The organism is Candidatus Poribacteria bacterium (assembly GCA_026702755.1).
GTDB lineage: Bacteria > Poribacteria > WGA-4E > WGA-4E > WGA-3G > WGA-3G.
Map to the genome: position 1 here is coordinate 15,594 of JAPPBX010000045.1, position 23,345 is coordinate 38,938.

The window sequence follows — 23,345 nt, forward strand, 5'->3', positions numbered from 1 at the left end:
AACTCTAAAGCAGACACAAAAGTGCCAAGGACAGTGACTTTACTTCGCGACTGCATTTTGAGCAACCGCATTTTGGGTCGCTACAATCACACCCTGCAATGCCTGAAAATAACTCATCTCAGCCATTTTAATTGCGTGCGTATCCCCATTTTCGCGGGCACGTCTGAGTGCTTCCCAACTCAATGCCAGCATCTGGTTTGTTCTCTCTAAAATTCGCCAATCCGTATTTGAAATCATGGTATCCCCCGAAATCTATTACGCTATCGGCGGCTTATTGTTCCGCTCAAACAGCGCGTTCAACGCCTCACTCAACAGATTTTGAATGCTCGTGTCTTTCTCAAGTGCGAGCATTTTCAACTGTCGATGCACATCCTTGTCAAAATGTCCGGAAATCATCTTTTTTCCCTGACGGGACGGCGGCACCGTCGGAGTCGGTTTAGGTGCTGTTCCAACGGTAACTTCACCCTCACCTGACAGAATCGCTACTGTTTTCATATAATGTATGCCTCCACACATGTGCACATGCAAACATGTATACATGCATGTATACATGTATGAAAATATATTACGTTAGTTTTACAAATCGGTTTCAGGTGAATGAAAATTTAATTTTCCGGATTCATTGCCAAAGGCAAGGTCGGCAGTGAGATAGAATTTTCGGAGGGACCCGCGCTGATAAAAGATACGAGGGGTCAGAGTGAGTTCTATATTATGTGTCAACGGAATATCGTACTCCACAATGGTACCGCCTTCCTTCCCTCTCAACAACGAGTAGCAGAACATCAGTAATCCTGCACATTATCTTCTTTCACGAAGAACGTAAAATGTCTTGAATTTTACGCTCCTTTTTTTCTGATACTTGATATGGGGCATAGACTTGAACGATTTCTAAAGGAGAGGCACCATCATAGTACCTCGCGAGAAACAGTTCACCCGCGTATTCACCCAGTGCCTCTAATCTATCTTGTTTCTTGTTATTTTCGTCAAAAATCATAACTGCTTCCGAACTCTGAGTTTTGGATTGGCTGTCATAATTCAAATTCCGAACCGCGGGTTTATTTACAATAATATAATCAGCATCGGCGTTGGGACCTATGCACTCGGCAATCTTTTTCTCACATCGGCGTTTTCGATCCGAATCCGCTACCATTTCCTGCAGGCAGTCACGGATTGCCATATCTTCATATTTGAACCTGAGTCCAGTAATTGTATTGAAGAGCTCACGATTGTAAAGTCGATTGAAAATTTTATTTGCTTTCCGTTGTTTGCAATTTCTTAAAAGGTCAATTACCTTTTCGTCATGATAATTGAGATAGTTTTGAACGAAATCTTTACGCTTTTTCTCATAGTCTTGATCGGTATCCTTTTTGTTTCTTCTGGGGTATTTATAAAGTTTGGCGATTTGCTTATTACCCTCTTCAATTGCAAGGGTAATCCCACGAATAATCATCTCATCGGAAATGAGACTGACTTCGTGCGAATACACTTGCTGTTTCATATGATACCGCGCGAGCATGAATTGCTCGAGAGCATAAAGCCCTTCGCTATTAAGGGCAAGTTGTGTTTCTGGACGAGCAAGCTGTGTTTTTGGTCGGTCAACAACCAAGCAGGATTCAATTAGTTTCTCCAGATCGTACTCTCCATATTTGACACCGGCGAAATAGGAATCACGCAGAAGGTAGTCCATCTTGTCGGCATCCAACTCACTCGAAATGACATCACGTCTCCAGTCCCGCGTCGGTTTCCCCTGGATCATATCAATCAAGAACTTACGCTCTTTATCGTCCAGAATGTCTTTGATTTGCGAATCGTTACGAATAATATCTATAGTTATTTTCTCATGAACCCTTCCGCGGGCTATCCCCATGTTAGTTTGAGCAGGTGAAAACTTTTCCAAAAGATTCTCAGAAAGATGACTAAACGGACCGTGTCCAATATCATGAAGCAACGCTGCGAAACGAACATTAGCAATATCCTCATCGCTAATTCCATCGGGGCTCAACTCTTGGAGGCTGGTGCAAATTCGACCAGCGATGTGCATCACACCAATCGAATGGTCAAAGCGCGTATGTAGAGCACTCGGATAAACCAAAAACACCATTGCCAATTGCCGAATCCGACGAAGCCGCTGAAAAACTTTAGTGTCAATCAACTGCTGTTCTCTTTCTGAAAAATCAATAAGTCCATGGATTGGGTCTCGTATTCTTCTATAAGTTTGCTTTTTCATATTAAGGTTATACCGTTTTATGTTAAGTAATTCAAGTTGGTTTTCGCTATTTTCGATTTCCTTGACTTTCTTCGTTTGAGAGGGATTCACAAAATTCATTCAAGAATGAAGAGGTTTACCAAAGAGAATTTTGCGAATCATTCGCAAAAAATATTCTTGTGCAGATCTTCATAGACTTTCATACCAGGTTGAATGCATGGACCGAGTACATCCATCATGAAGCTTTCTTTCGTATTTCTCAAGTTAGCTGATTTTAAAATTTTTTGGGCAGTACCATGGATAGGTTGAACGATAGATTTCAGGTTATCACATGATTTTAATTTATTAGCACAAGCCTTGGCAATCTCACTTTGGGAAAGTTCCCTCCGCAATCCTAAACCTTCCTCAGTAAGACGAAACGCTTTGCTTTCTGTTTTTGAGGGATCCATCCCTCCGACGACATCTGGTTCACCGAAGAGAAAACGGAGGTTATCAATGCCAGTCAGTGAATCCCTAAGTGCATTAAAGGCATTAATTGTAAAATAGGCGGAAACGAAGGAAAGGGACGCACCGTCTTGGATTTTATCCTTCAGAAAATTGGCGACGGTGCCGTACAGATTGTTATCTCTGATGCGGGAGGTTTTTGACATTGTGTTCTCTTTCCGAAGTTCCTATAAATATAGTATCATTTGAGAGTCGCGACCGGGGTCCTCACTCGTTACTGGGAAGGGGAAGGTTGCTCCTATAGCGATCACTTTTTATCATACCAATCCCATTCAAAATTAGCAAGCATAAAAAAGCAATATATGATAAACTAAATTGTAAACTAAAATTCAAACAATCGGAGAAAAAAATGACAAAATGGATACTATGTATAGCAACACTTCTCTGTTTGGGGACTGCTATTCATAGCAGTAGCGCAAAAGAACTCACATTAGACGATATTTTCCCAACCGACCGGGTGATAGACGTGCAGATCACGGTCTCGCAGCGGGATTGGGACACAATTCGGTATCAGTCACGGGATTTTGTGAGCGCACTGAACGAGAAACGGCAGTTCGGTCCGTTGGATCATCCGTATACCTATGTCGAAGCAAGCCTAAGTATTGATGGCGTGGTTTTCCCAAAGGTAGGACTTCGTAAAAAAGGATTCATCGGTTCGCAAAGCCATACCCGTCCTTCCCTCAAAATTAGATTAAATCACATTGACAAAGAGGGCGGAATTGAAGGACTGACGAACCTGACACTGAATAACAACAAACAGGATACAAGCCAAGTGAGTCAATTTATGGGGTATGCGTTGTTTAACGCGATCGGTTCCCCCGCGCCGCGGTGCGCGTATGCGAAGGTAACGGTCAACGGCAAAAGTTTGGGGATATATTCTCATGTGGAAACCGTCCGTAAACCACTCTTGAAACGTGCCTTCGGAAATGACAATGGTCCCCTCTATGAAGGCACTGTCGTTGATTTTAACGAGGAGTGGGAAAACAGCTTTGAACACAAACGCGGCAACGATACGCTCGGCAGAGAAAAGATCATCGCTTTAATCAATGTCCTCGCAGATGACAAGGTAACGGAAGAAGCCATCGGTGAACTCGTGGATTTAGATAGTTTCTATCCGTTTTGGGCAACAGAAAGTCTGCTCGGTTTCTGGGACGGTTATTCTGGAAATAATAACAACTACTTCATTTATCTGAATCCGGAAACCGACAAGTTCCAATTTTCACCGTGGGGAGCGGATGCGCTGTTTACAAATTTCAGTATGGACTTTCGGAGAAATGCACGCGCACCGACTTCGGTCAAAACACAAGGCTTGATTGCATATAGGCTTTATCAACTTGAGACAGGGCGCGAACGGTATGCAAAAACGATGAAGAAACTCCTTGAAATCCACTGGAATGAGGAAGAACTACTTGCTGAACTGGACAGGGTCGCTGCAATGATTCAGCCTTATCTGCTACCGGAACAACGCGAATTCCAAGAAGAAGAATGGGGCGGGAGAGGCGAAAAACAGACCTTTGAGAACCAGCTCGCGGACGTTCGTGATTTCATCCGTACCCGTAAAAACGACATCCTGCAGGAAATTGGCGATGGCATGCCTGTCTGGCGTAGAAAACCGCGTCCGCCGTTCGTTATGGGACCGGATGGATTTGACATGAAAAACTTCATTCAATTGCCCGAAGAAGGTCTGTGGCATGCCGCGCGCACCGGTGATCTCGCATCGATGAAACGCTACATCATAGAAGGTGCCGATGTCAATGAACCAGATGAGAGTTTGAACATATCGCCTTTGGCATGGAGTGCGTCTCATGGACAAACCGAAGCGACTCGTCTGCTTATCGAAAATGGTGCTGATGTTAATCTAAAAGACGATAACGGCAGCACACCCTTGCACGGTGCCGTAGTTTTCGGTAGAGCAGGTGTCGCGAAACTTCTTGTTGAGAACGGTGCAAATCTGCAGGTACGCAATAACGATGGCGGGACACCAGCGGATGCTTTGCATCTTGATTGGAGAACTACTACTTTTATTGGCGGTTTGATGGGTGTAGAAGTAGAGGAAAATATCGCTGTCATGCAAAGCGGTAGGAACGAAATTGCGAAACTCTTTGGAGTCAAAGAATTTGACAGCAAAGACATACCCTCCGCGCAGGATCTATCGGGAGCAGTATTTATTGGAGATCTCGCAGCGGTTAAACACGCGCTAACAGAGGGTGCAAACGCTAATGCGCAGGACCCACAATCCGGAAGCACAATGCTGTCTATTGCTGCACTGATGGGGCATACGGAAATTGTAGCACTGCTCCTTGAACACGGCGCGGATGTCAATGCGAAAAGCCGTGACGGTGGCACGGCACTGCATGCAGCGGCTTTCCTCGGACGTGTTGAAACGGTGAAACTTCTGCTTGAAAAAGGCGCAGATACGACACTTCGAAATAATATGGGTGGCATAGCGGTAGATGGCGCAAAGTTGGACTGGGCATTTGCCAAAGGCATAATCGCTATGCTGCAACTTGAAGTAGACGAGGCAGAGGTGAAAGCAGGTAGAGCTGAAGTTATAAAACTGCTCTCTCGCCACAGTAGAGAATAGACACCAGACGGAGGTGGAACGGATGCATAATTCGCAGACTAACCCTGAATCTATTCAGGAGATACCAGTGCCTCGTGCAATGACACTGGAGGAATTCCTTGAAAATGACTTTGAAGGTTATGAGTATATAAAAGGAGAATTAGTCCCTATGGCAGCAGCTGCAATTGTACATGGCGAAATAGGATCTAACATCCATTTTCTTTTAGCAGCATACGTTCGTGAAAATAAATTAGGGCGTTTATATATTGCAGAAACGACGTTTCAATTGGACGATAGGGTAGTAAAACCTGATATTGCGTTTGTCTCGACAGAGCGGTTGTCAGATGATAAATTAAAAGGATTCTCCGTGGCTCCTGACCTCGCTATTGAGATAGTTTCCCCGACAGATAAGCACTATGATGTCACCGAAAAGGCGTTAGCCTATCTGAAATCCAGAACACGTCTCGTCTGGGTTATCGAACCGGTTGCTAAGACAGTAATGGTCTATCGCTCTGAAACAGATTTCGCGCTGCTGACGTGTGAAGACACACTGACAGGTGAGGATGTGGTCGAAGGATTTACGTGTCCGGTTGCGCAATTGTTTGAATAAATTTCTGGATTAACACAAGAAAACTGATGATATCCATACCCTTTGCACTTGGTCACAACCAAAAAAGTTTGATTCTTTTTCTGCTATGTGCTAAAATATTCTTCACTTCAGTTTACGAGAGGTCTCGGTGTCCACATTTTTATTACTTTTCTCGGCGATTCTATTCTTCTTAAGTTTACGTGAGATTTATGGACAAGCGGGCGAGTTTGGTCCGGCAACATTTGATTAACTGAGGCTCTTAACGCATGCGCTTAAAAAAATTCAAAACAGAACTAAAAGATTTCCCTCAATACTTGCAGAAACAGGAAATTTTAGATCGATTTACTGTCCTAACGCAACGCGAAGACAACTGGGATGGGTACGACTCAAAAAAGCCAACGCAGTCAACCTTAGATCATGCCATGGACATTATGGAAGAATTTTTCGATTCTATTACTTCTAAAGGATATTTATGGCTTAGACCGTTCATTTCCAGTGATGAGGATGGTAACGTAACTGTAGAATGGTCTGAAGAAAAACGCAGATTACATATTCAAATTGGGGAAAATGAAGCCGAGTATATCCAAGTCTGGGGAATAAATATTGATACGGAGATGCACGTAGATTTTCTAAGCCGTGACGATTATCTAACGCTTTGGGAATGGTTACTTGATGAATAAAAATGACTTTATACGGGACGATGAGGTACTCTATCGAAGTGTCCGAGGAAAATATGGGGAGGAGTATTCTTACGATAATATAGGAAAACTCAAAATTAGTAGTGAAGCCTTTCGCGATAGAGAAAGAAAACCATCCGTAGATAGAGCGGAGTTAAAAGAATCTAATCCCTCTTTGTCTAAACGAAATGACACAGATGGCATCATTAGCCTTATTACTGCTGATGTCCGCGCAATAGGAACAGTCAAGACAAAAATCCAGAATACAGATACTACTGTTCACGCCGTAGATGTTATCTATGATCCTATCCCTGAAAATCCTGCCCATTCACAAATTGTTGTAAATCCTGAGTTCTTTGGTTCAAAGGGTAAGCAGAGAAATGTATTCAAATTACTGCAGCTTGCCCTTGCTGAACTTGCCGAAAAAAACGGATGGACTTTGGAACCAAGTGTACAGTAGATTCATACTTGCAAATATGAAAGTTATATCTACTAAGACCTGCCTGAGGTGATAATCACATACCTGTTATAGCACAAACTTGGATCTTGTTATACTGTAGAAAATGGAGTACTAAATGGCAAAACAGATTAACTACGCTGATATCTTAGAAACCGGTGATAACGGCATCTATGATATCCAAACACACGCTGCTGGTCCCGAGGGCAGTTTGCCGCTTACAGCAGAAATGCTCCTCACTCGACCAAGCGGAGATGTATTTGGCTTGACCCACAACGCTGCCATGGGTTGGGCACCGACGGAGCTGCGACGAGAAGAATTTCTGATCCTCAGCACACAAGGCGGGATCCGCGCGCCAGATGGGAGCCCAATCGCACTTGGGTATCACACTGGGCATTGGGAAGTCGGACTCCTGATGCAGGCAGTCGCATACGAACTGAAAGAACTCGCGGCGATTCCCTTCGCAGGCTACTGTTCTGACCCGTGTGATGGACGGACACAAGGCACCGTCGGTATGATGGACAGCCTTGCCTACCGCAACGATGCGGCGCAGGTTTTCCGCCGACTCATCCGTTCCCTACCGACGCGGAAAGGCGTTGTCGGTGTTGCCACCTGTGATAAAGGTTTACCGGCAATGATGATGGCACTCGCCTCAATGCGGGAATTACCGGCTGTCCTCGTTCCGGGTGGCGTGACATTACCTCCTACCACAGGTGAAGATGCTGGCAAAATCCAGACGATCGGGGCACGTTTCGCACACGGTGAGATTAGCCTGCAAGATGCAGCGGATATGGGATGCCGTGCCTGTGCAACCCCCGGCGGTGGTTGTCAATTCTTGGGAACCGCAGCGACTTCACAGGTTGTCGGTGAAGCGTTGGGAATGAGTCTGACACATACGGCGTTGGCACCGTCCGGACAGAATATCTGGTCGGATATGGGCTTGCGTTCGGCGCGCGCCGTTGTGAATCTGGCTGCAAAAGGGTTGACGATGAACGATATTGTCATGCCAGAGGCGATTCGGAACGCTATGGTCGTGCACGCAGCATTTGGCGGTTCAACGAATCTCCTATTGCACATTCCTGCCATTGCACATGCCGCTGGACTCGACCGTCCGACAATAGACGACTGGACAGAAGTCAATCAGAACGTCCCGCGTCTCGTCGATGTCCTACCGAATGGACCGGTTGGTCACCCAACTGTGAGAGTCTTCCTTGCGGGTGGTGTCCCCGAGGTAATGCTCCATCTACGTGAATTGGGATGTCTCAATGAAGACGTGCTAACAGCGACAGGTGAAACCCTCGGTAGTAACCTTGATTGGTGGGCAACTTCTGAACGGCGCGAACGCGTCCGAGAAATATTAGAAGAACACGATAACATTGCCCCTGATGAAGTGATTTTGAATCCGGATGCCGCACAGGCTGCAGGACTGACAAGCACTGTCACGTTCCCACGCGGCAACCTCGCTCCGGAAGGATCCGTCATTAAAAGCACTGCCATTGATCCAAGCGTCGTTGATGCCGATGGTGTTTATCGGATGACGGGACCTGCGCGTGTCTTCGTTCGAGAATCCGAGGCAATCCAGACCCTCAAAGGACAAACCGAGGACAACATCCAACCCGGTGATATTATCGTGCTGTGTTGTCGCGGTCCACAAGGCACAGGCATGGAGGAGGTCTACCAGTTGACTGCAGCACTCAAACACCTCTCGTTTGGTAAAAATATCGCCCTGATTACCGATGCACGGTTCTCTGGCGTATCAACGGGAGCCTGTATTGGACACGTCGGACCGGAAGCACTTGCTAATGGGCCCATCGGGAAGGTGCTGGATGGTGATATAATTCAGATTGAGATTGATACTCGGCGACTGGAAGGGAGTATCGACCTTGTCGGACACGGTAGTGAACACTTCAGTGCTGAAGAAGGTGAACGCGTGTTAGCAGAACGACAACCGCGTCCAGATCTTTCACCGGACGAAGCTTTGCCGGATGATACACGGCTCTGGGCAGCGTTGCAATCCGTCGGCGGCGGCACATGGGGTGGCTGTGTCTACGATGTAGACGCAATTCTCAATGCCCTGAAATAGTTTTCAGTGAAGAGTCAACTTGTGGCAGTCCCGTTTGCTGTATCTGCCACAGAAACCCTCTTTAACCGACGACTGACAACTGATAACCATTCTTACTGACAACTGATAACTACTAATGAAATATTGGGCACCACCGCTTCTGTACATGGCTCTCATTTTCGGTATCTCGTCCATGAAGCAACCACCACTTCCGATGCCGGAATTTGAGTGGCTGACGATTGACAAACTCTACCATTTTGTCGAATATGCCATACTCGGCGGATTGCTAACACGAGCGTTTGTGAAGGCAAGTCCCTCAATAATACCATCACGGTTCGCATGGCATACGGCGGCGGTGCTCTCAATTCTCTACGGTGCAAGCGATGAATGGCATCAGACCTTCGTCCCCGGTAGATTCGCTACCGTCGCAGATTGGGTGGCAGATGTGTTGGGATCAATTGCTGGGGTGCTGGTGGTCTATCTCTATTATAGAAGCAATAGGCTGTCAGCCGTCAGCGATCAGCAAAGACAGAAACGTTCATGAAACGCTTGCGTCTTTGCTGATCGCTGATAGCCAATAGCGAATAAAAAAGGAACTAATATGCATCCACTTGTTGACTTGAAGGTGCCAGATGGATCTGTTGCTGTTCACTGGTTTGAACAGAGCAGTTTTGCGTTGAAGGATCCCGCTGGTACCATCGTCCAAATCGACCCCTATTTTCCGCGCGAACGTCCCGCGGACCGTTTTATTCATACCGAGCCACCGCTTGATGAATCGGCACTTCCAACCGATTTCGTTCTCTTAACACACGCACACGGTGATCACACCTGTCCGGAATCCATCCGCCGCATCTGGGAGACTTCCACAGCAACGCGGTTTGTTGGACCCGAAGAGAGCACCCGCCAAATCTCATCAGAAACGGATGTCGCGGCAGCGAACATCTTAGAAATTCGTGCTGGAGAATCAGCGGCACTCAACGGGCTTACCGTACACGCGGTCTATGCGAAACCCCCCGAAGGCGATGCCGCTGCTGACATAGCACCACCTGATGTCACGCACTTGGGATACGTCATCGTCAGTAATGGCGTAACCCTCTATTTCAGCGGTGATCCGATTAACAACTTCGCTGAGCATGACGAACTAATTTCAGCCGTCGCAGCACATAAACCGGATCTCGGTTTTCTGACAAATCATCCCACCGAGGGTGAGTTTCCGTTCTACGATGGCTGCGTGAAAATGGCAACGCGAATTGGACTACAGCACGCAGTACCAGTGCATCGCGCCTGTTTCGTCACCCGCGATTACGATCCGAACGAGTGGGCAGATCAGTTTCCAGCAGGCGGTCCCGAACCGCTTATCATTGAAAGAAATTCGCATATTATTTATCAATAGTTATTAGTCGTCAGTTGTCAGTCGTCAGTTACAAGAGCCCTCTTAACTGATAACTGATAACCGAAAACTGACGACTCTAAAAGAGGTACAGATACAGATATGTCGCTTCAAGAACAAAAAACGCCCCTCGTCGGTATTGTGATGGGGAGCGATTCTGATTTGGAAAAAATGGTAGAAGCCGCAAAGGTTTTAGAAGAATTCGAGGTTCCATTCGAGATAACGATCTCCTCCGCGCACCGCTCGCCGGAACGGACAATGGCGTGGACGGAAAAGATTAAAGCAGAAGGTGGAAAGGTCATCATTGCCGGTGCCGGACGTGCAGCACATCTCGCTGGTGTGATCGCAGCACATACAACACTGCCAGTCATCGGTGTACCGGTTGACGGCGGACCGCTCAACGGCGTGGACGCGCTCTATGCGACAGTCCAAATGCCTCCCGGTATTCCTGTCGGAACAATGGCAATCGGTTCGGGCGGTGCAAGGAACGCAGGACTATTCGCTGTCCAAATTCTGGCACTTCAATTCCCCGAATTGGACGCAAAACTGCTGGCGTATAAAGAAAAATTGAGTGATGGTGTTGCGGAGAAAGCGGCGCGTCTGCAAGAAGTCGGCTACGAAAATTATTAGAGACGATAAACTATGGAAACTTTTGAGTGGCACAACGATACAGAACTGTTTGATATGATGGAAGATCAGTTATATACCGCTGTGATTTCGGACGCGCTTGATGCAGTCGGGTACCGCGAACAGGCACTACGACATACCATCCGTCCCCTTCACCCAGAGACAGTAGTCATAGGTCGCGCGATGCCGGTGCAGTGTGTGGATGTCTACGAGATTCCAGACGAACCGTATCAGCAGGAGATTGCAGCAGTGGATAGCCTCAAACAAAACGATGTATTCGTCTGTTCTACGAACCAGAGTACCCGTAACTGTATTTGGGGAGAACTTCTCTCAACGGCTGCGCGTGCGCGCGGTGCGCGTGGTGCTATCATTGATGGGTTTATCCGAGATGCCCGCCAAATCTTGGCGATGGGGTTTCCCGTGTTCACAACTGGGCTGTCACCAGTTGACTCCAGTGGACGCGGTGATGTGGTCGCGTATAACATTCCGATTGAATGTGGTGGTGTCACGGTTAATCCTGGCGACATCGTGTTCGGCGATGCGGATGGTATCGTTGTCATCCCACAAGCGGTGGAAACAGAGGTGATTGCAGCTGCAGTGGAAAAGGTCAGCGGTGAAAACCGGACTCGCGATGCCCTCCGCAACGGAGCAACATTACGAGAAGTCTACGACAAATATGGAATATTGTGAGGAATCATCACTGGCGAACTTTTGGTAACGCATGTAAGTCCAATTATCGGACAGGACTGCCCTCTTATTTTTTTAACTACACGGAGAGGAATGTTCTGCGTAAAACCCACCTGAACGAACCGCAAGGAAAATTAAAAAAATGATTTATGAATTACGGACATATCAGGTCGTGCCGGGGAAAATGAAAAACCTGAATGACCGATTCGCCAATATCACCGTTCCGCTGTTTGAAAAGCACGGTATGAAAGTTATCGGGTTTTGGGAAACCGCCATCGGTGAGGCAACAACGACAGAACTTATCTATATGCTCGCGTTTGAAGATCTGGGGCACTATCAGCGTGCCTGGGACGCGTTCATTGCTGATCCTGAATGGCAAGAAGCAAAACGCCTGACGGAAGTCGGCGGTCCACTCGTGAACGTGGCGAGTTCAAAGATTATTGAGCCAACCGATTATTCACCATTGCAATAATAGTTATCAGTTCTCGGTTCTTGGTTCTCGGTTAATCTCTTGTGGCGGTTGCTTTTCGGGTTACCGCCACAGTTCACCTCTTTAACTGATAACTATCTCAAAATGGCAAGTTTCCCGATCTGTTCGATCCGGCGTTCATCTGCCGTAAGGGCAATGACGCGGTACAGATACACGCCGTTAGCACACCGCACCCCTATTTCATCTCTCCCATCCCAATAAGTTTCGTTGACACCCCGATTTGCGCTGGCATCGTCAAGCGTACGGAGGAGCCTACCGTTGACACTGTAAATTTTGATTGTGACGGTATCTGGTGCTTGTGCGAGATGATAGGTGAAAAAGGTCTTTCCATTGTGTGTGGGATTCGGGACGTTGAAAACCTCGCTGAGTGTAATCTCCTCATTTAAGATGAAAGTGGTAACAAGTTCCGCCGCATTTTCGCTGGTATCCGCAGCGGTGATATGGAGTTGATACTCTCCATTCGCGAGATCCGGGGCATAAGTGATAGCGGCGTTTGCGGGGGCAGCTGGATCAAAAGTTTCAGCGTAATCGCTTGCGTGTAGGGGCGAGGTCACCTCGCCCCTACGACCGAAATTGAGACGAAAAGCAGTTTCATCAAGCTCACTATCGTCAGTAAGGGTAATCTTGAAGCGGGGCTGCTCTGTAAGTTCCATTCCATCTATCAGGGGTTCATCAAGCGGTTCTCGTGTTGAACCCGTACCGAGAGCAGTGATCCGAATGTCAATAGTAGGCGGTGTGAGATCAGGGGCTTCAGTGACAAAAAACCTATAGGTAACGATCTTTTCGTCACCACCAATAGCGTTTCCATTGAAATCCTGTGCTGTAATGTTGAAGGTATACTCACCGGGAAACAGAACCGGTTGGTAATCAATTGGCACAGTTTGAATACCACCCTGTGTGCGGAGTTCGTAGTCGGTGAGCAGCTCAAAAGGTCCACCGTCCTTTCGTCTGGCAATTGTGAGGAATTCTATATCAATACCATTTGTATCTTGTAGCACAATAGAGATCTTCGGACGCGGTGGAATCACACTACCGGTTTGTGGTTCGAGACCATCCACCCATATACTGAAGGTAGGCGGTTCGGTATCGGTATTCCGCATTAAAGCGAACCGTGTGAGTTCACTAACGTCCGCTGTAATAGTCCCGACTTGTGCACTACTAAATTTCACCTTATCGCCAAACTCAAAGTTTTCAGAACTTCCGGTGACAAGAATATCCAATCCCAAATGATTCACGAAAAGCCTCTCATTTACCTTGCCTCGGATTTTGACACCGTTAGGGTAATGGACCGGTTCGCTGGAAGCATCGCGGATTTCATAGCGCTCGACACCGGTAAAAAAGATAAACCAATCGCCTACTTCAAATTCTCCTGCGGGGCCAGGGCGCACATTCACCGTAGCGTTACCGTTGCCGCGATTCGCATTCCATGTACCTGTCAGGATGACATCGCCTTCCCTGTTATAGTCGGTTTCAAAAACGAGAACATCGGCAAATTCAAAGGTGTAATTGACACCCAGAGGTGTGCTCTCTTGCCTCGGAATCCGTAACTCCAAACCAAACCCTGCTTCCCTGAACGGGTTGTCCAGTTGCCCAGATTTATCAAGTTTTTGGAAGAACGCTTCGCCTTTGCGCTTGAGAAATACTTCGTATTCAAAAGCATCTAAAAATAGGAGTGCCCAAGTGCCAGCGGGCGTAAGATTTGGGTTGACGCTGATAGCGGGAGCCTCCAATTTCTGCTGGCTTGCATTCTCCACCTGTGTTGGGGTGACGTAGTTCTCAAGCAGAAAGTCGCCTTCAGGGGTGTAGCTAATCTGTGATGTCAAACGCCGCCACACTGAGAAATCTGCTTGCCATGCATAGATTGCCAACTGATCCGCAAGTTCTGCCAATGCGGTCTTAAATGCAGGATTATCATCCTGAAGTAAGGTCTCTTCGCGCACGGTGTCCTCCAAAGCACTCACATCAAAGCGAAGTTTGACTTCGGCGGGTTTTTTTAGTTCTGTTTCCCCCGTGCGAAAGGCAGGCTCGTAATACTGAGCGACCTCAGTTCCCTGACGAATGAGTCCACGTCGAAGCGCAGCGACGCGCGGAATCGGTGCGAATTGGAGATCCGGTTGAGACGGATCAGTAGGTGCCTGTGAAGAAACAGAGAGTGGAATACCTGTCTTACTCTGCGGTTCAGCGTCAAGCACGCCTGCAGGGAAATCGATGTCAAACACCCTATCCAAACTAAACGCTGTCAATTCCTCCTGTGGTTTATAGTTAAACTCATTAACAATAAAGGAGATGTGTTGCTTGTTATCAAACTGACGCGCTTCTTGAACGTTTCCACGGATTTCGTCGTCAATCTCAGGATCATCTGGGTCCGCGAGGACGTAAATCTTATGGACACCTGTTGTGAGAGGTTTGTCGAGGTCTAAGATTGCAGTTGTGCGCTGCAACACGTGCGTGCCGTCTGTCCAGTCGGTGGACTTGACGGTTACGCGCCCTATGATGTCGGCACCTTCATCAATTACGCCATCTCCTTCAGCATCGGGATTTCCTTCGGCAAAAACCACCTCAATATCTGCAAGAACGGCGCGACCACCGGTGTTGATAATTTCCGCGACAAGTTGGTAGCCATTTTTTTCCTTATCAAACGTATATTGGATAGGTGCTCTGTCCGCTTCATCCGTGCCGATCGCAATGTTAGGACCTTCCGGCACTCTGACGATGTTACGATCCGTTTTTGATGGAATAGCGATTTGATGCCCCGTGCTATCAGTGATGCGGAGCCGATAGCGGACCTGTCGTCCACCGTGTGGAAGAGGAATAGGTCTTTCAAGCTCATACCATTGCCCACCCAAGGGCACATCGCCAAGAGGCTCACGTGCAGGGACCATCTGTATTACATCGTCTTCAAAGTTAGCGGTGTCATCCCACAAGATACTTATGCTCCGTATGCCTCCCGGTCCTCTGTCATCAACAACGAGCACACTGATATTGAGCGTATCCGTGACTTTAATATCAAGCGTTTCTCGGATGTCGTGTACGACGGGCGTATCGACCCAAAATCGGGCACCTCCAACAGCGGCGCGGGTATCGTCATAAGCGAAGATCCGCGTGACACCGCCACCGGGTCGTGCTCTGTTTGGAACATCAATGCGAATAGTGCCGTATTCTCCCTGCCAGATCCTACCACGTGTGCGCGATATGAGGTCATTGTTAAGATCGTCGTCAAAATTATTTGCGAAGACCGCGAAAGCAGAGAGGGATTCCGTACTAAAATCGGATGCCCGTGTGAAGGTTCCAGTTCCTGCACCGCCGATCCCTGAATCTTCAATGGTCCCGACCTCATTCGCCTTGATGACAATTTCATGTCCATCATTGAGGGCGATGCGCTCCAATTCGACTTTTATATCAAGTTCAGGGCGCGCAAGGCGAGACGCTGGATCACCGAAGAGCGTATATTGCTCCGTGCCGGGGATCCACTGCTGATTTCGGATGCGGGTCATAAAACTAATTTTAGCGTCGGCAACGATATGTCCCACCGTTGGTGGAAGTTCACCGCCACCGTCAATAACAAGTTTTGGTTCACGACCAACCCCGAAAAAGGATTCAAAAAGGTCTTTGTCGAACTCGGCATTTGCTGTTCCATAAGTTAGCCGTGTCGCCGAGAGTGTTGCAATCGCACCGTATTTTCCCAACAGAAATTGCTCGCTGAGGCAGAAGTTTCCAACCTCTTGAGGTTTATCAAATTGTCCATTAAGACAGGTTGTTGTGATAACAAATGGGAGGTGTCGGTTCCGTAAAGTGGTGACATCTTCACTCCGAAAAATAGACTCATCCGCCCACGTCTGTATCCCGCCGTGTCCAGTATACTCAATAGCAAGTGCACCTCTACTAAAAGCCGAACGAATTAGGGCACGGGTGCGTTCGGGACTTTTAAGCCTTCGGAGATAGATTTGGCGGGTATCATACCCGACCGGTATAATATCTTGTATTAATTCATTGCGTGATGCTTCAAAGACCCCATCGCCTGGGTTGTCCGTGTTATCATCTGCGACTTGGATCAAAGTGCCTTGCCAAAGCCCTGTTTGAAGATTCTTCTCGTAGTTGATGATCTTTTCAACCATCGTCGCCAGGGCTTCCGGGGTTTGAACAGAAAGCCTCCCAATCAGCATATCAGGGAGTGGGTCCTCACCACTAACGTTGACGAATCGGTGGTCCATGGCAGTTTCACCACATTCGGGTGCCCATCCGTGGTATGTCGGCACGAAGATCGGATAAAGATTATAGGTCTTCCTATCTTCTCGGTAGAGTTTGACGATGGCATTCTTGTAATCGTAGTGTGCATCTCCGACGAGCAGAACATAAGTCGGGGCAGGCTGTTGCCAACTGGTATAGGCATATCGGAGGAATTTCTGGATCGCAAGGGGGTTAAAGACGCCATCGCTGAATTCATCATAGATATCGTCAATATCAACGACCATAGTTGTCAAACCTTGTGAACGCCGAAATTCAACGAGCGGTTGGATACCGTCGGCAAAGGTTGGGTGCGTAATAACAACATAGTCGGCTTGGTTAGAAGGGTTACGCAACCGCGTTGGCGGTGTTGGAACAAGGGCATTGATGCTCCGGTAAGCCGAACGGCTAATGACGAAATAACGTGTATGCTGCCCGACTGTATCCTCAAAAAGAACGTTATGACCAGCACCGACACGCGAAACCTCACCACCAGTGAGTTTACTCGCAATGCCGTTCTCATTAAGTTGATATACGTCGATTGTGTCATTGTAGATGTTTTCGACGCGATATTGGACTTTGCCCCGTTTGCGAGGTTCGGTATTGGTATTGAATTCAAGGCGATTACCATCTGCCCGAAAGTTTCGCCAATAATCAAACTCATACCAGTCGAGATAGAAGTCGTAGAATCCCGGAGGGGTGCGGTTGGCATCCAATGCTTCAATACGTATAAGGTTCACTGGGTCATTATGGATACGCGCCTGTGGAATACTGCGGACTGCAGTCGGTGAACCTTGACGTTTCCATTCCACGCTCCTACCGAGTCGATTGTTGTTGAAACTGATGCGCGCTCTGTGAAGTGCAGTTCCTCTACGGGAAGCCCCTTGAAACTTGATACGCAAGGTGGCGTTCAAAGTGGCGTTACGGTCAATTTGAAGTCGTGGTACTGCCTCAGGCAGTTCTATGTTGTTGAAATCCTTAGTGTTTCCACCGCGGAAGGCAACCCAGAAATAGTGGTCGGCAAGTTCGGACTTAATATCGTTGCCAGCTAAGACATCATGAAGTCTATTCTCTTCAAATCGGATACGTGTTAAAAAGGCACTTGGTGCTACCAAGTTTGGGGACAGCGGCGTTGCATCCCGTTCTTCAACACGAGATGTTTCAAGGTTTCCAGCACTTGGCTCTCCTCGCAAAGCGAAACGGAGCCAATAAACGTTTGTGTCGGTAAATTTGTTATCAGACAACGCACGTCCGTAAAAGACGATCTGCTCGCCCCTGTCGAATATATCGTTTCCGTTCTCATCAAAGACATAGATACCCTGTTTTTGTCCGCCGCTTTCCAATCGAAGGGTATCAAGATTGATGTCCTCCGGTTCAATACCAGCGGATGCTTTGATGTTATTATAATTAATGCGATAGAGATCCGTTCTGGTAACGGGAATTTTGAAACGATACGTCTTCGTTGTCAATGTAGGTGCTTTAGGAGCACCACCGCCGCGGGAACTGCCGTAGGGTGCCAATCGCTGGCTGCGCCACGGTTTTGCTTGCTCGTAGTTTCGCAACGTTCCCTGAAACATTTTCTCAAAGGCGGGAGAGGTTCTTGGGAAGGTGGAGGGTGCAGCAGAAACGGTTCTACCAATAGGAGTGTCATTGCCCGTTCCTGAGAACGGAGGGAAATTGATACGGAACGTCACAGACGCGTAGATTCTCAACTGCTTTGTTGCTGGATTGTATTGAACCGGGTTGATTTGTAGACTCGCGATACGCTGTTCGCGCACAAAGCCGACCGGAATAACCTCTACAAGTTGTGTAGGATAAAACCCCTGCGAAGTCCGAGGGTTCATCGTTAGAGTAGGGTAAATCGGATCGTCGGGCGTGACACGGATATTTTCAACGTTTCTTATCTCCGGACGCGCCTGAATAACGGTAACAACGGGTGTTCCAGCAACAGGGATTCCGATGCGTTGTGCGTAGATAGGGAGACGCGGTCTGCCTACGTCAAGTGTCCAATCTGCACCCGCAAAATGAATTTCGGAAATGGCTTTCGGCTTTCGGCTATCAGTTAAGAGACTGTTGGTCTCTATCTCGGTCTTCTCTTGGTTTTCGATTGCCGATTGCCCATTGCTATCTTGCTGACTGCCGACGGCTGATGGCTGACTGCTATTTACCTGAAGTTCGGGAAGTGTAAAGCGTGCCGTCAGAGTGTCGGTTGTGGTTGCCAGAATCTTGAGAGGCGAGCCGGAATATGTTTGTGCTATGGAGACCGATGTTGAGGCGGTATAGGATATGAGAAATATAAATAAAAAAGTTTGAATCTTTTTCATGGTGTTATAGTTTAGTTTTCAAGGCAAATGTTCTATAGTGTTCTATTAAGTGTATCTACAGAGGAGTTTAATTTATAATTTTACGAGTTGTGAAGCGCAGTTGAGTGCTGCTACCAAACTATTTTCACTCGCGATCCCCTTGCCAGCTATATCAAACGCAGTACCGTGATCCACACTCGTACGGACTATCGGTAAACCCAAGGTGACATTCACAAGATCCCCAAATCCGAGAAGTTTTATCGGGATATTGCCTTGATCATGGTACATAGCGATAACAGCGTCCCACTCACCTTGGCTCGCTTTGACGAAAAGGGCATCAGCCGGTAGCGGTCCATCTATCGTACCGGGGTGCGCGTGTGCCTTGACTTGTTCGATGGCTGGACGGATAAAATGCTCTTCCTCTTTCCCGAACATCCCTTCTTCACCTGCGTGTGGGTTCAGACCAGCAACGACAAGTCGCGGTTCCGGGATACCGCAGCGCACCAGCACCTCCTGAGTGACACGAATAACCTCCACGATTCTTTGGACGGAAAGGTATTTCGGCACATCAGTCAATGCGATGTGGCTTGTCACGAAAGAGACTGCAAAAGCAACCTTGTTGTTGGCATCGTTAGTCTGTTGGGACATCAATGCCTCAGGTGTGCAGAGCATCATCACCTCGTGTGGTGTGTTAGTGAAGGCAGCAAGCATTTCTGTGTGTCCCGGATAGGGTATGCCTGCGCGGTGTATAGCGGCTTTGCATATTGGGGCGGTTGTGATCGCGTCGATCTCGCTTTGCATCGCAAGGTGCGTCCCGGTTTCAATCGCTTTGACAGCAGCGGCACCCGCGCGGGCATCTATAGTACCGACGGAGATGTCCTGAGGTGTTATTGAGGAGACATCAAGCACATCAATTGTACCGTACTTTGCGTTCGCTTGGAGCGGTGTTCCTATGATATTAAGTTTTAACTGTGGAGTCCGGGAGGGTGTTGTGAAGCGTGAGCATGCATCCTGAAAAATGGCAGGGCTGCCAATGACAATTGGTTGACACAGTAAATATACGTCTTTGCGCGCCAGTGCCTTAACAATGATTTCGGGACCGATGCCAGCCGCGTCCCCCATCGTTATCCCAATTTTTGGTTTGTTCGCGGTGCGCGGCGTACTTGTTCGGTGCCCAACGGCTTCGGATTGGATCTGGACCTCTGTGCGAATCATTGCAGTTTTTTCTCTCCTAATCAAGGCTCGTGGTGCCTCGATCAGGAGATGGAGGCTACGGATTTAATTGACGATAGAGTGTTGCGGCGCGCGAGCGCGAGACATTTCCAGTGGGTAGTTCAAGAATCTCGTATTCAGATTCAGGAACCTCCGCGATATCCGCCGGATGCACCTCCGCTGCAGAGGGCGGGGGCCCTGGTAAGCGAATAACATCTCCAACAACAAGCATCTTTCCGGCTTTCGCAATGTGTCCGTTGACACTGACCGCACCTTTGCTACAGAGGGTATTGGCTATTGTCCGCCGTTTTACAAGACGGCTAACTTGCAGGAATTTGTCTAACCGCATTTTTTCGACTTACACTGGTGGCTGGGTAGCGACCGGTACTTCTACCGGAGTTTCGGCTTCCACGATCGGATCCGTCAGTGCTTGTTCCAGAACTTGGGTCATATCGTTGACTTTGTGGAAACGTATAGCGTCCCGAATCTCGGTCGGTATATCAGCCTCATCTTTCTCATTGTCCTCAGGGATAATAATGTTGAAGATGCCGTTGCGATAGGCAGCAAGTGCTTTCTCCTTCAAGCCACCGATCGGTAGCACCCTACCACGGAGCGTAATCTCTCCCGTCATGGCAACATCTTTGCGGACGGACGTTCCAGTTAGTGCAGAGAGAATCGCCGTCGCGACGGTAATTCCAGCAGAGGGACCATCTTTCGGCACAGCACCTTCCGGAATATGGATATGGATATCCTGCTGTTCAAACCAATTGTCGGAGAGTCCGAAGGACTCAGCGCGAGAGCGGATATAGGCAACGGCAGTTTGGACAGACTCACGCATCACTTCTTGAAGTTGTCCTGTCATATTGAGTTTGCCTTCTCCCTGCATCATCGTCGCTTCAACGGAAACAATATCGCCACCAATTTGGGTCCATACCATCCCTGTAGCGACACCGACTTCATCGCGTTCCTCGGCTTTGGTGCGCGTCCATTTAGCAGGTCCAAGATAGTCACTCAAATTCTCCGGCGTTACTTCGATATTCAGATCCGGGGTCTCGTCAGTAACGATTTGTCTGGCAACCTTACGCATGACAGTAGTGATCGTGCGTTCGAGATTCCGGACACCAGCCTCACGCGTGTACTTATGAATCATCTCAAAGATGGCTTTGTCTGTGAAGGTGATATTCTCACCTGAAAGTCCATGGCGTTCAAGTTGTTTCGGAATGAGTCCATTCGGTGTAAACGTAGCGATGTTATGCTTCTCAAAATCGGTATAACCCGGCAACTCAATAATTTCCATCCGGTCCTGAAGCGCGGGCGGAATGGTAACGCGAGTGTTAGCAGTTGTTATGAACATCACATCGGAAAGGTCAAATGCGATATCCATGTAATGGTCACGGAAAGTGGAGTTCTGCTCCGGATCCAGTACCTCAAGGAGGGCAGATGCAGGATCGCCTCGAAAATCTGAGCTGAGTTTATCAATTTCATCAAGCAGGAACAGTGGATTTTTCGACTTTACATCGCGAAGTCCCTGAATAATGCGTCCAGGGATTGCCCCAATATAGGTACGCCTGTGTCCTCGGATTTCTGCTTCATCTCGGACACCACCGAGGGACATTCTGACGAACTTTCTACCTGTCGCCCGGGCAACCGATTTACCCAGCGAGGTTTTTCCGACCCCCGGGGGACCAACGAGGCAGATAATAGGTCCCTTGAGGTGTTTGACAAGTTGTAGAACAGCGAGGTATTCCAACACGTTTTCTTTCGGTTTCTCCAATCCGTAATGGTCTTCGTCAAGTATTCGTTGGGCTTCGGGAAGTTGGAGTTGATGTTCGGTGCTCTCTTTCCACGGCAGCGCGAGTATCCAATCCACATAAGTGCGGATAACACCGGACTCAGCGGACTGCGGGGGTATCTGTGCGAGTCGGTCGAGTTCCTTAAGTGCCTTTTCCTCGGCTTCCTCGGACATTCCGGCGTTTTTCACCTGTTCTCGGAGTTCATCAACCTCGGCAATATCATCTCTACCAAGTTCTTTCTGGATAACCTTCATCTGCTCCTGAAGGTAGAATTCGCGATGTGTCTTCTGAACAGATTCGCGGACCTGATTGTGAATATCATCGCGGAGTTCATTCCGTTCCAATGCCTCGCTCAGAAACTGAATGACGAGTTGCAACCGTTTAATCGGGTTAAGCTCTTCAATGACGGCTTGGCGTTCCGATGCTGTGAGGTTGAGAAACCCGGCGATCGTATCCGCGAGATGTCCAGGTTCTTCTTGCTCCTTAATAGCACGTTTCACCTCTTCCAATGTTAAAACATGCGGTTGTGAACTTTGCGTTTGCTCCTTCTGCCGTGTTTTTGCGTAGTCATTGAAAAGTTTTTTCGTATCTTTCATCAGAGACTCGGCAGCACTCGCTAAACCTATCTCCTCATAAACGACTTGGACATCTGCTTTCAAAAAGTCATTAGTCTTTATATAGCCGAGAACAATTGCACGATGTTCTGCAGCGATGGCGATACGGATTGTGCCGTCGCCGGGCTCATAAGATTCAATGATATTTGCGACGGAACCAATGGTGCGGAGGTGTTCCGAGGTTGCTTCTGCTCCTTCTTCCAACGCTATTTTTTGGTGGAGCAGGAGTATCCGCTTGTTTGACCGAAGTGCAGCATGCGTTGCCTGAACTCCCGTTCTACGGGCGACAATTAAAAGAGATCTCGTCCTCGGAAAAGGAGAATACCTATCGAAATCCGGGGGCAAATCAATAACCGGCAAACTTATCGTTTCGTATTCTTGTGTTGCTGTCGGATTCATAATTCTTATCCTTTATGGTTGGCAGAAGAATAGTTGTTAGTTTTCAGTTTTCAGTTTGCCTCGCAGTAGAGTTAAACGCCTGTGGTTAAACGCCTGTTGCCTCGCAGTGAGAGTTACTTTTATTGTTACTGCCACAAGACACCTCTTAACTGATAACTGGTAACTGATAACTGATAACCATTACGCAGTTTTAAGTGCTTCGGATTTTCTATAAGTCAGTTGCGGTGGCTCACTCTTACGCACGGAATCTTCAGTAACATGGCACGCTTCAACATCGTTAAGCGAAGGGAGGCGATAGAGCGTATCGAGCATAATCTTTTCAAAAACCGCCCTTAACCCACGCGCACCGGTTTCGCGTTCAATCACCTCATCCGCGATAGCGGTTAATGCTTCATCAGTTGTGTGGAATTGTACACCTTCATAAGCCAAAAGATGCCGATATTGTTTCACCAGAGCGTTCTTAGGTTCAGTGAGGATCCGAACGAGTGCCTGCGCATCCAATTCATGAAGCGTTGTGACAACTGGGAGTCGTCCAATTAACTCCGGTA

Annotated in this window: 20 protein-coding genes; 10 read left to right on the top strand and 10 right to left on the bottom strand. The window is 47.9% G+C overall.

Features of this window, described 5'->3' with window-relative positions:
- Positions 1-39: 39 nt before the first annotated feature.
- From OXH39_08605 to OXH39_08625, 5 genes are all read right to left on the bottom strand, one after another.
- Positions 40-237 carry a hypothetical protein gene (locus tag OXH39_08605; protein ID MCY3550509.1) on the bottom strand — a complete coding sequence of 66 codons (198 nt, stop codon included), beginning with the start codon at positions 235-237 and terminating at the stop codon, positions 40-42.
- Positions 238-255: 18 nt separating this feature from the next.
- Complete coding sequence (locus tag OXH39_08610; GenBank protein MCY3550510.1) at positions 256-495, bottom strand: hypothetical protein; 240 nt, start codon at positions 493-495, stop codon at positions 256-258.
- An 81-nt stretch (positions 496-576) separates the two neighbouring features.
- A complete protein-coding gene (locus OXH39_08615; GenBank protein MCY3550511.1) occupies positions 577-783 on the bottom strand; it encodes a hypothetical protein in 207 nt (68 codons plus the stop codon).
- Positions 784-808: 25 nt separating this feature from the next.
- Entirely contained in the window at positions 809-2,227 is a 1,419-nt protein-coding gene (locus OXH39_08620) for an HD domain-containing protein (GenBank protein MCY3550512.1), read from the bottom strand.
- Between the two features lie 137 nt (positions 2,228-2,364).
- A complete protein-coding gene (locus OXH39_08625) occupies positions 2,365-2,856 on the bottom strand; it encodes a hypothetical protein (protein MCY3550513.1) in 492 nt (163 codons plus the stop codon).
- A 203-nt stretch (positions 2,857-3,059) separates the two neighbouring features.
- Between OXH39_08625 and OXH39_08630 the strand changes: the two genes are divergently transcribed.
- From OXH39_08630 to OXH39_08675, 10 genes are all read left to right on the top strand, one after another.
- On the top strand, positions 3,060-5,294 hold the full coding sequence (locus tag OXH39_08630; GenBank protein MCY3550514.1) for a CotH kinase family protein: 2,235 nt from the start codon (positions 3,060-3,062) through the stop codon (positions 5,292-5,294).
- 22 nt (positions 5,295-5,316) lie between these two features.
- A complete protein-coding gene (locus OXH39_08635; GenBank protein MCY3550515.1) occupies positions 5,317-5,883 on the top strand; it encodes a Uma2 family endonuclease in 567 nt (188 codons plus the stop codon).
- 245 nt (positions 5,884-6,128) lie between these two features.
- Positions 6,129-6,542, top strand: a complete 414-nt coding sequence (locus OXH39_08640; protein ID MCY3550516.1) for a hypothetical protein — start codon at positions 6,129-6,131, stop codon at positions 6,540-6,542.
- Positions 6,535-6,999 (top strand): hypothetical protein, encoded by a 465-nt coding sequence (locus OXH39_08645; protein MCY3550517.1) that lies wholly within the window; start codon positions 6,535-6,537, stop codon positions 6,997-6,999. Before OXH39_08640 ends, OXH39_08645 begins: the two co-directional genes overlap by 8 nt.
- 115 nt (positions 7,000-7,114) lie before the next feature.
- On the top strand, positions 7,115-9,079 hold the full coding sequence (locus OXH39_08650) for a YjhG/YagF family D-xylonate dehydratase (GenBank protein ID MCY3550518.1): 1,965 nt from the start codon (positions 7,115-7,117) through the stop codon (positions 9,077-9,079).
- A 115-nt stretch (positions 9,080-9,194) separates the two neighbouring features.
- The gene (locus OXH39_08655) at positions 9,195-9,602 is read left to right on the top strand and encodes a VanZ family protein (protein ID MCY3550519.1); all 408 of its coding nucleotides are present in this window, start codon (positions 9,195-9,197) and stop codon (positions 9,600-9,602) included.
- Positions 9,603-9,659: 57 nt separating this feature from the next.
- Positions 9,660-10,451, top strand: coding sequence for an MBL fold metallo-hydrolase (locus tag OXH39_08660; protein MCY3550520.1), 792 nt, complete (start codon positions 9,660-9,662; stop codon positions 10,449-10,451).
- A 99-nt stretch (positions 10,452-10,550) separates the two neighbouring features.
- A complete protein-coding gene (purE, locus tag OXH39_08665; GenBank protein MCY3550521.1) occupies positions 10,551-11,078 on the top strand; it encodes a 5-(carboxyamino)imidazole ribonucleotide mutase in 528 nt (175 codons plus the stop codon).
- A 12-nt stretch (positions 11,079-11,090) separates the two neighbouring features.
- Positions 11,091-11,765, top strand: a complete 675-nt coding sequence (locus OXH39_08670; GenBank protein ID MCY3550522.1) for an RraA family protein — start codon at positions 11,091-11,093, stop codon at positions 11,763-11,765.
- A 139-nt stretch (positions 11,766-11,904) separates the two neighbouring features.
- Complete coding sequence (locus OXH39_08675; protein MCY3550523.1) at positions 11,905-12,234, top strand: NIPSNAP family protein; 330 nt, start codon at positions 11,905-11,907, stop codon at positions 12,232-12,234.
- Between the two features lie 92 nt (positions 12,235-12,326).
- Here the strand turns inward: OXH39_08675 and OXH39_08680 are convergent, their stop codons facing one another.
- The 5 genes from OXH39_08680 to OXH39_08700 all read right to left on the bottom strand — a co-directional run.
- Entirely contained in the window at positions 12,327-18,800 is a 6,474-nt protein-coding gene (locus tag OXH39_08680; protein MCY3550524.1) for a C25 family cysteine peptidase, read from the bottom strand.
- Positions 18,801-18,872: 72 nt separating this feature from the next.
- The gene (gene pdxA / locus OXH39_08685; GenBank protein MCY3550525.1) at positions 18,873-19,994 is read right to left on the bottom strand and encodes a 4-hydroxythreonine-4-phosphate dehydrogenase PdxA; all 1,122 of its coding nucleotides are present in this window, start codon (positions 19,992-19,994) and stop codon (positions 18,873-18,875) included.
- A 55-nt stretch (positions 19,995-20,049) separates the two neighbouring features.
- The gene (locus tag OXH39_08690) at positions 20,050-20,340 is read right to left on the bottom strand and encodes a S4 domain-containing protein (GenBank protein MCY3550526.1); all 291 of its coding nucleotides are present in this window, start codon (positions 20,338-20,340) and stop codon (positions 20,050-20,052) included.
- Positions 20,341-20,349: 9 nt separating this feature from the next.
- Positions 20,350-22,797 carry an endopeptidase La gene (gene lon, locus OXH39_08695; GenBank protein MCY3550527.1) on the bottom strand — a complete coding sequence of 816 codons (2,448 nt, stop codon included), beginning with the start codon at positions 22,795-22,797 and terminating at the stop codon, positions 20,350-20,352.
- A gap of 180 nt (positions 22,798-22,977) precedes the next feature.
- Positions 22,978-23,345, bottom strand: a 368-nt coding sequence (locus OXH39_08700) for an ATP-dependent Clp protease ATP-binding subunit ClpX (GenBank protein ID MCY3550528.1), incomplete at its 5' end; no start/stop codon positions are given.

Coding starts and splice junctions, on each gene's coding strand:
- OXH39_08605 (MCY3550509.1), bottom strand. CDS start 237: ATGATTTCAAATACGGATTGGCGAATTTTAGAGAGAACAAACCAGATG.
- OXH39_08610 (MCY3550510.1), bottom strand. CDS start 495: ATGAAAACAGTAGCGATTCTGTCAGGTGAGGGTGAAGTTACCGTTGGA.
- OXH39_08615 (MCY3550511.1), bottom strand. CDS start 783: ATGTTCTGCTACTCGTTGTTGAGAGGGAAGGAAGGCGGTACCATTGTG.
- OXH39_08620 (MCY3550512.1), bottom strand. CDS start 2,227: ATGAAAAAGCAAACTTATAGAAGAATACGAGACCCAATCCATGGACTT.
- OXH39_08625 (MCY3550513.1), bottom strand. CDS start 2,856: ATGTCAAAAACCTCCCGCATCAGAGATAACAATCTGTACGGCACCGTC.
- OXH39_08630 (MCY3550514.1), top strand. CDS start 3,060: ATGACAAAATGGATACTATGTATAGCAACACTTCTCTGTTTGGGGACT.
- OXH39_08635 (MCY3550515.1), top strand. CDS start 5,317: ATGCATAATTCGCAGACTAACCCTGAATCTATTCAGGAGATACCAGTG.
- OXH39_08640 (MCY3550516.1), top strand. CDS start 6,129: ATGCGCTTAAAAAAATTCAAAACAGAACTAAAAGATTTCCCTCAATAC.
- OXH39_08645 (MCY3550517.1), top strand. CDS start 6,535: ATGAATAAAAATGACTTTATACGGGACGATGAGGTACTCTATCGAAGT.
- OXH39_08650 (MCY3550518.1), top strand. CDS start 7,115: ATGGCAAAACAGATTAACTACGCTGATATCTTAGAAACCGGTGATAAC.
- OXH39_08655 (MCY3550519.1), top strand. CDS start 9,195: ATGAAATATTGGGCACCACCGCTTCTGTACATGGCTCTCATTTTCGGT.
- OXH39_08660 (MCY3550520.1), top strand. CDS start 9,660: ATGCATCCACTTGTTGACTTGAAGGTGCCAGATGGATCTGTTGCTGTT.
- purE (MCY3550521.1), top strand. CDS start 10,551: ATGTCGCTTCAAGAACAAAAAACGCCCCTCGTCGGTATTGTGATGGGG.
- OXH39_08670 (MCY3550522.1), top strand. CDS start 11,091: ATGGAAACTTTTGAGTGGCACAACGATACAGAACTGTTTGATATGATG.
- OXH39_08675 (MCY3550523.1), top strand. CDS start 11,905: ATGATTTATGAATTACGGACATATCAGGTCGTGCCGGGGAAAATGAAA.
- OXH39_08680 (MCY3550524.1), bottom strand. CDS start 18,800: ATGAAAAAGATTCAAACTTTTTTATTTATATTTCTCATATCCTATACC.
- pdxA (MCY3550525.1), bottom strand. CDS start 19,994: ATGATTCGCACAGAGGTCCAGATCCAATCCGAAGCCGTTGGGCACCGA.
- OXH39_08690 (MCY3550526.1), bottom strand. CDS start 20,340: ATGCGGTTAGACAAATTCCTGCAAGTTAGCCGTCTTGTAAAACGGCGG.
- lon (MCY3550527.1), bottom strand. CDS start 22,797: ATGAATCCGACAGCAACACAAGAATACGAAACGATAAGTTTGCCGGTT.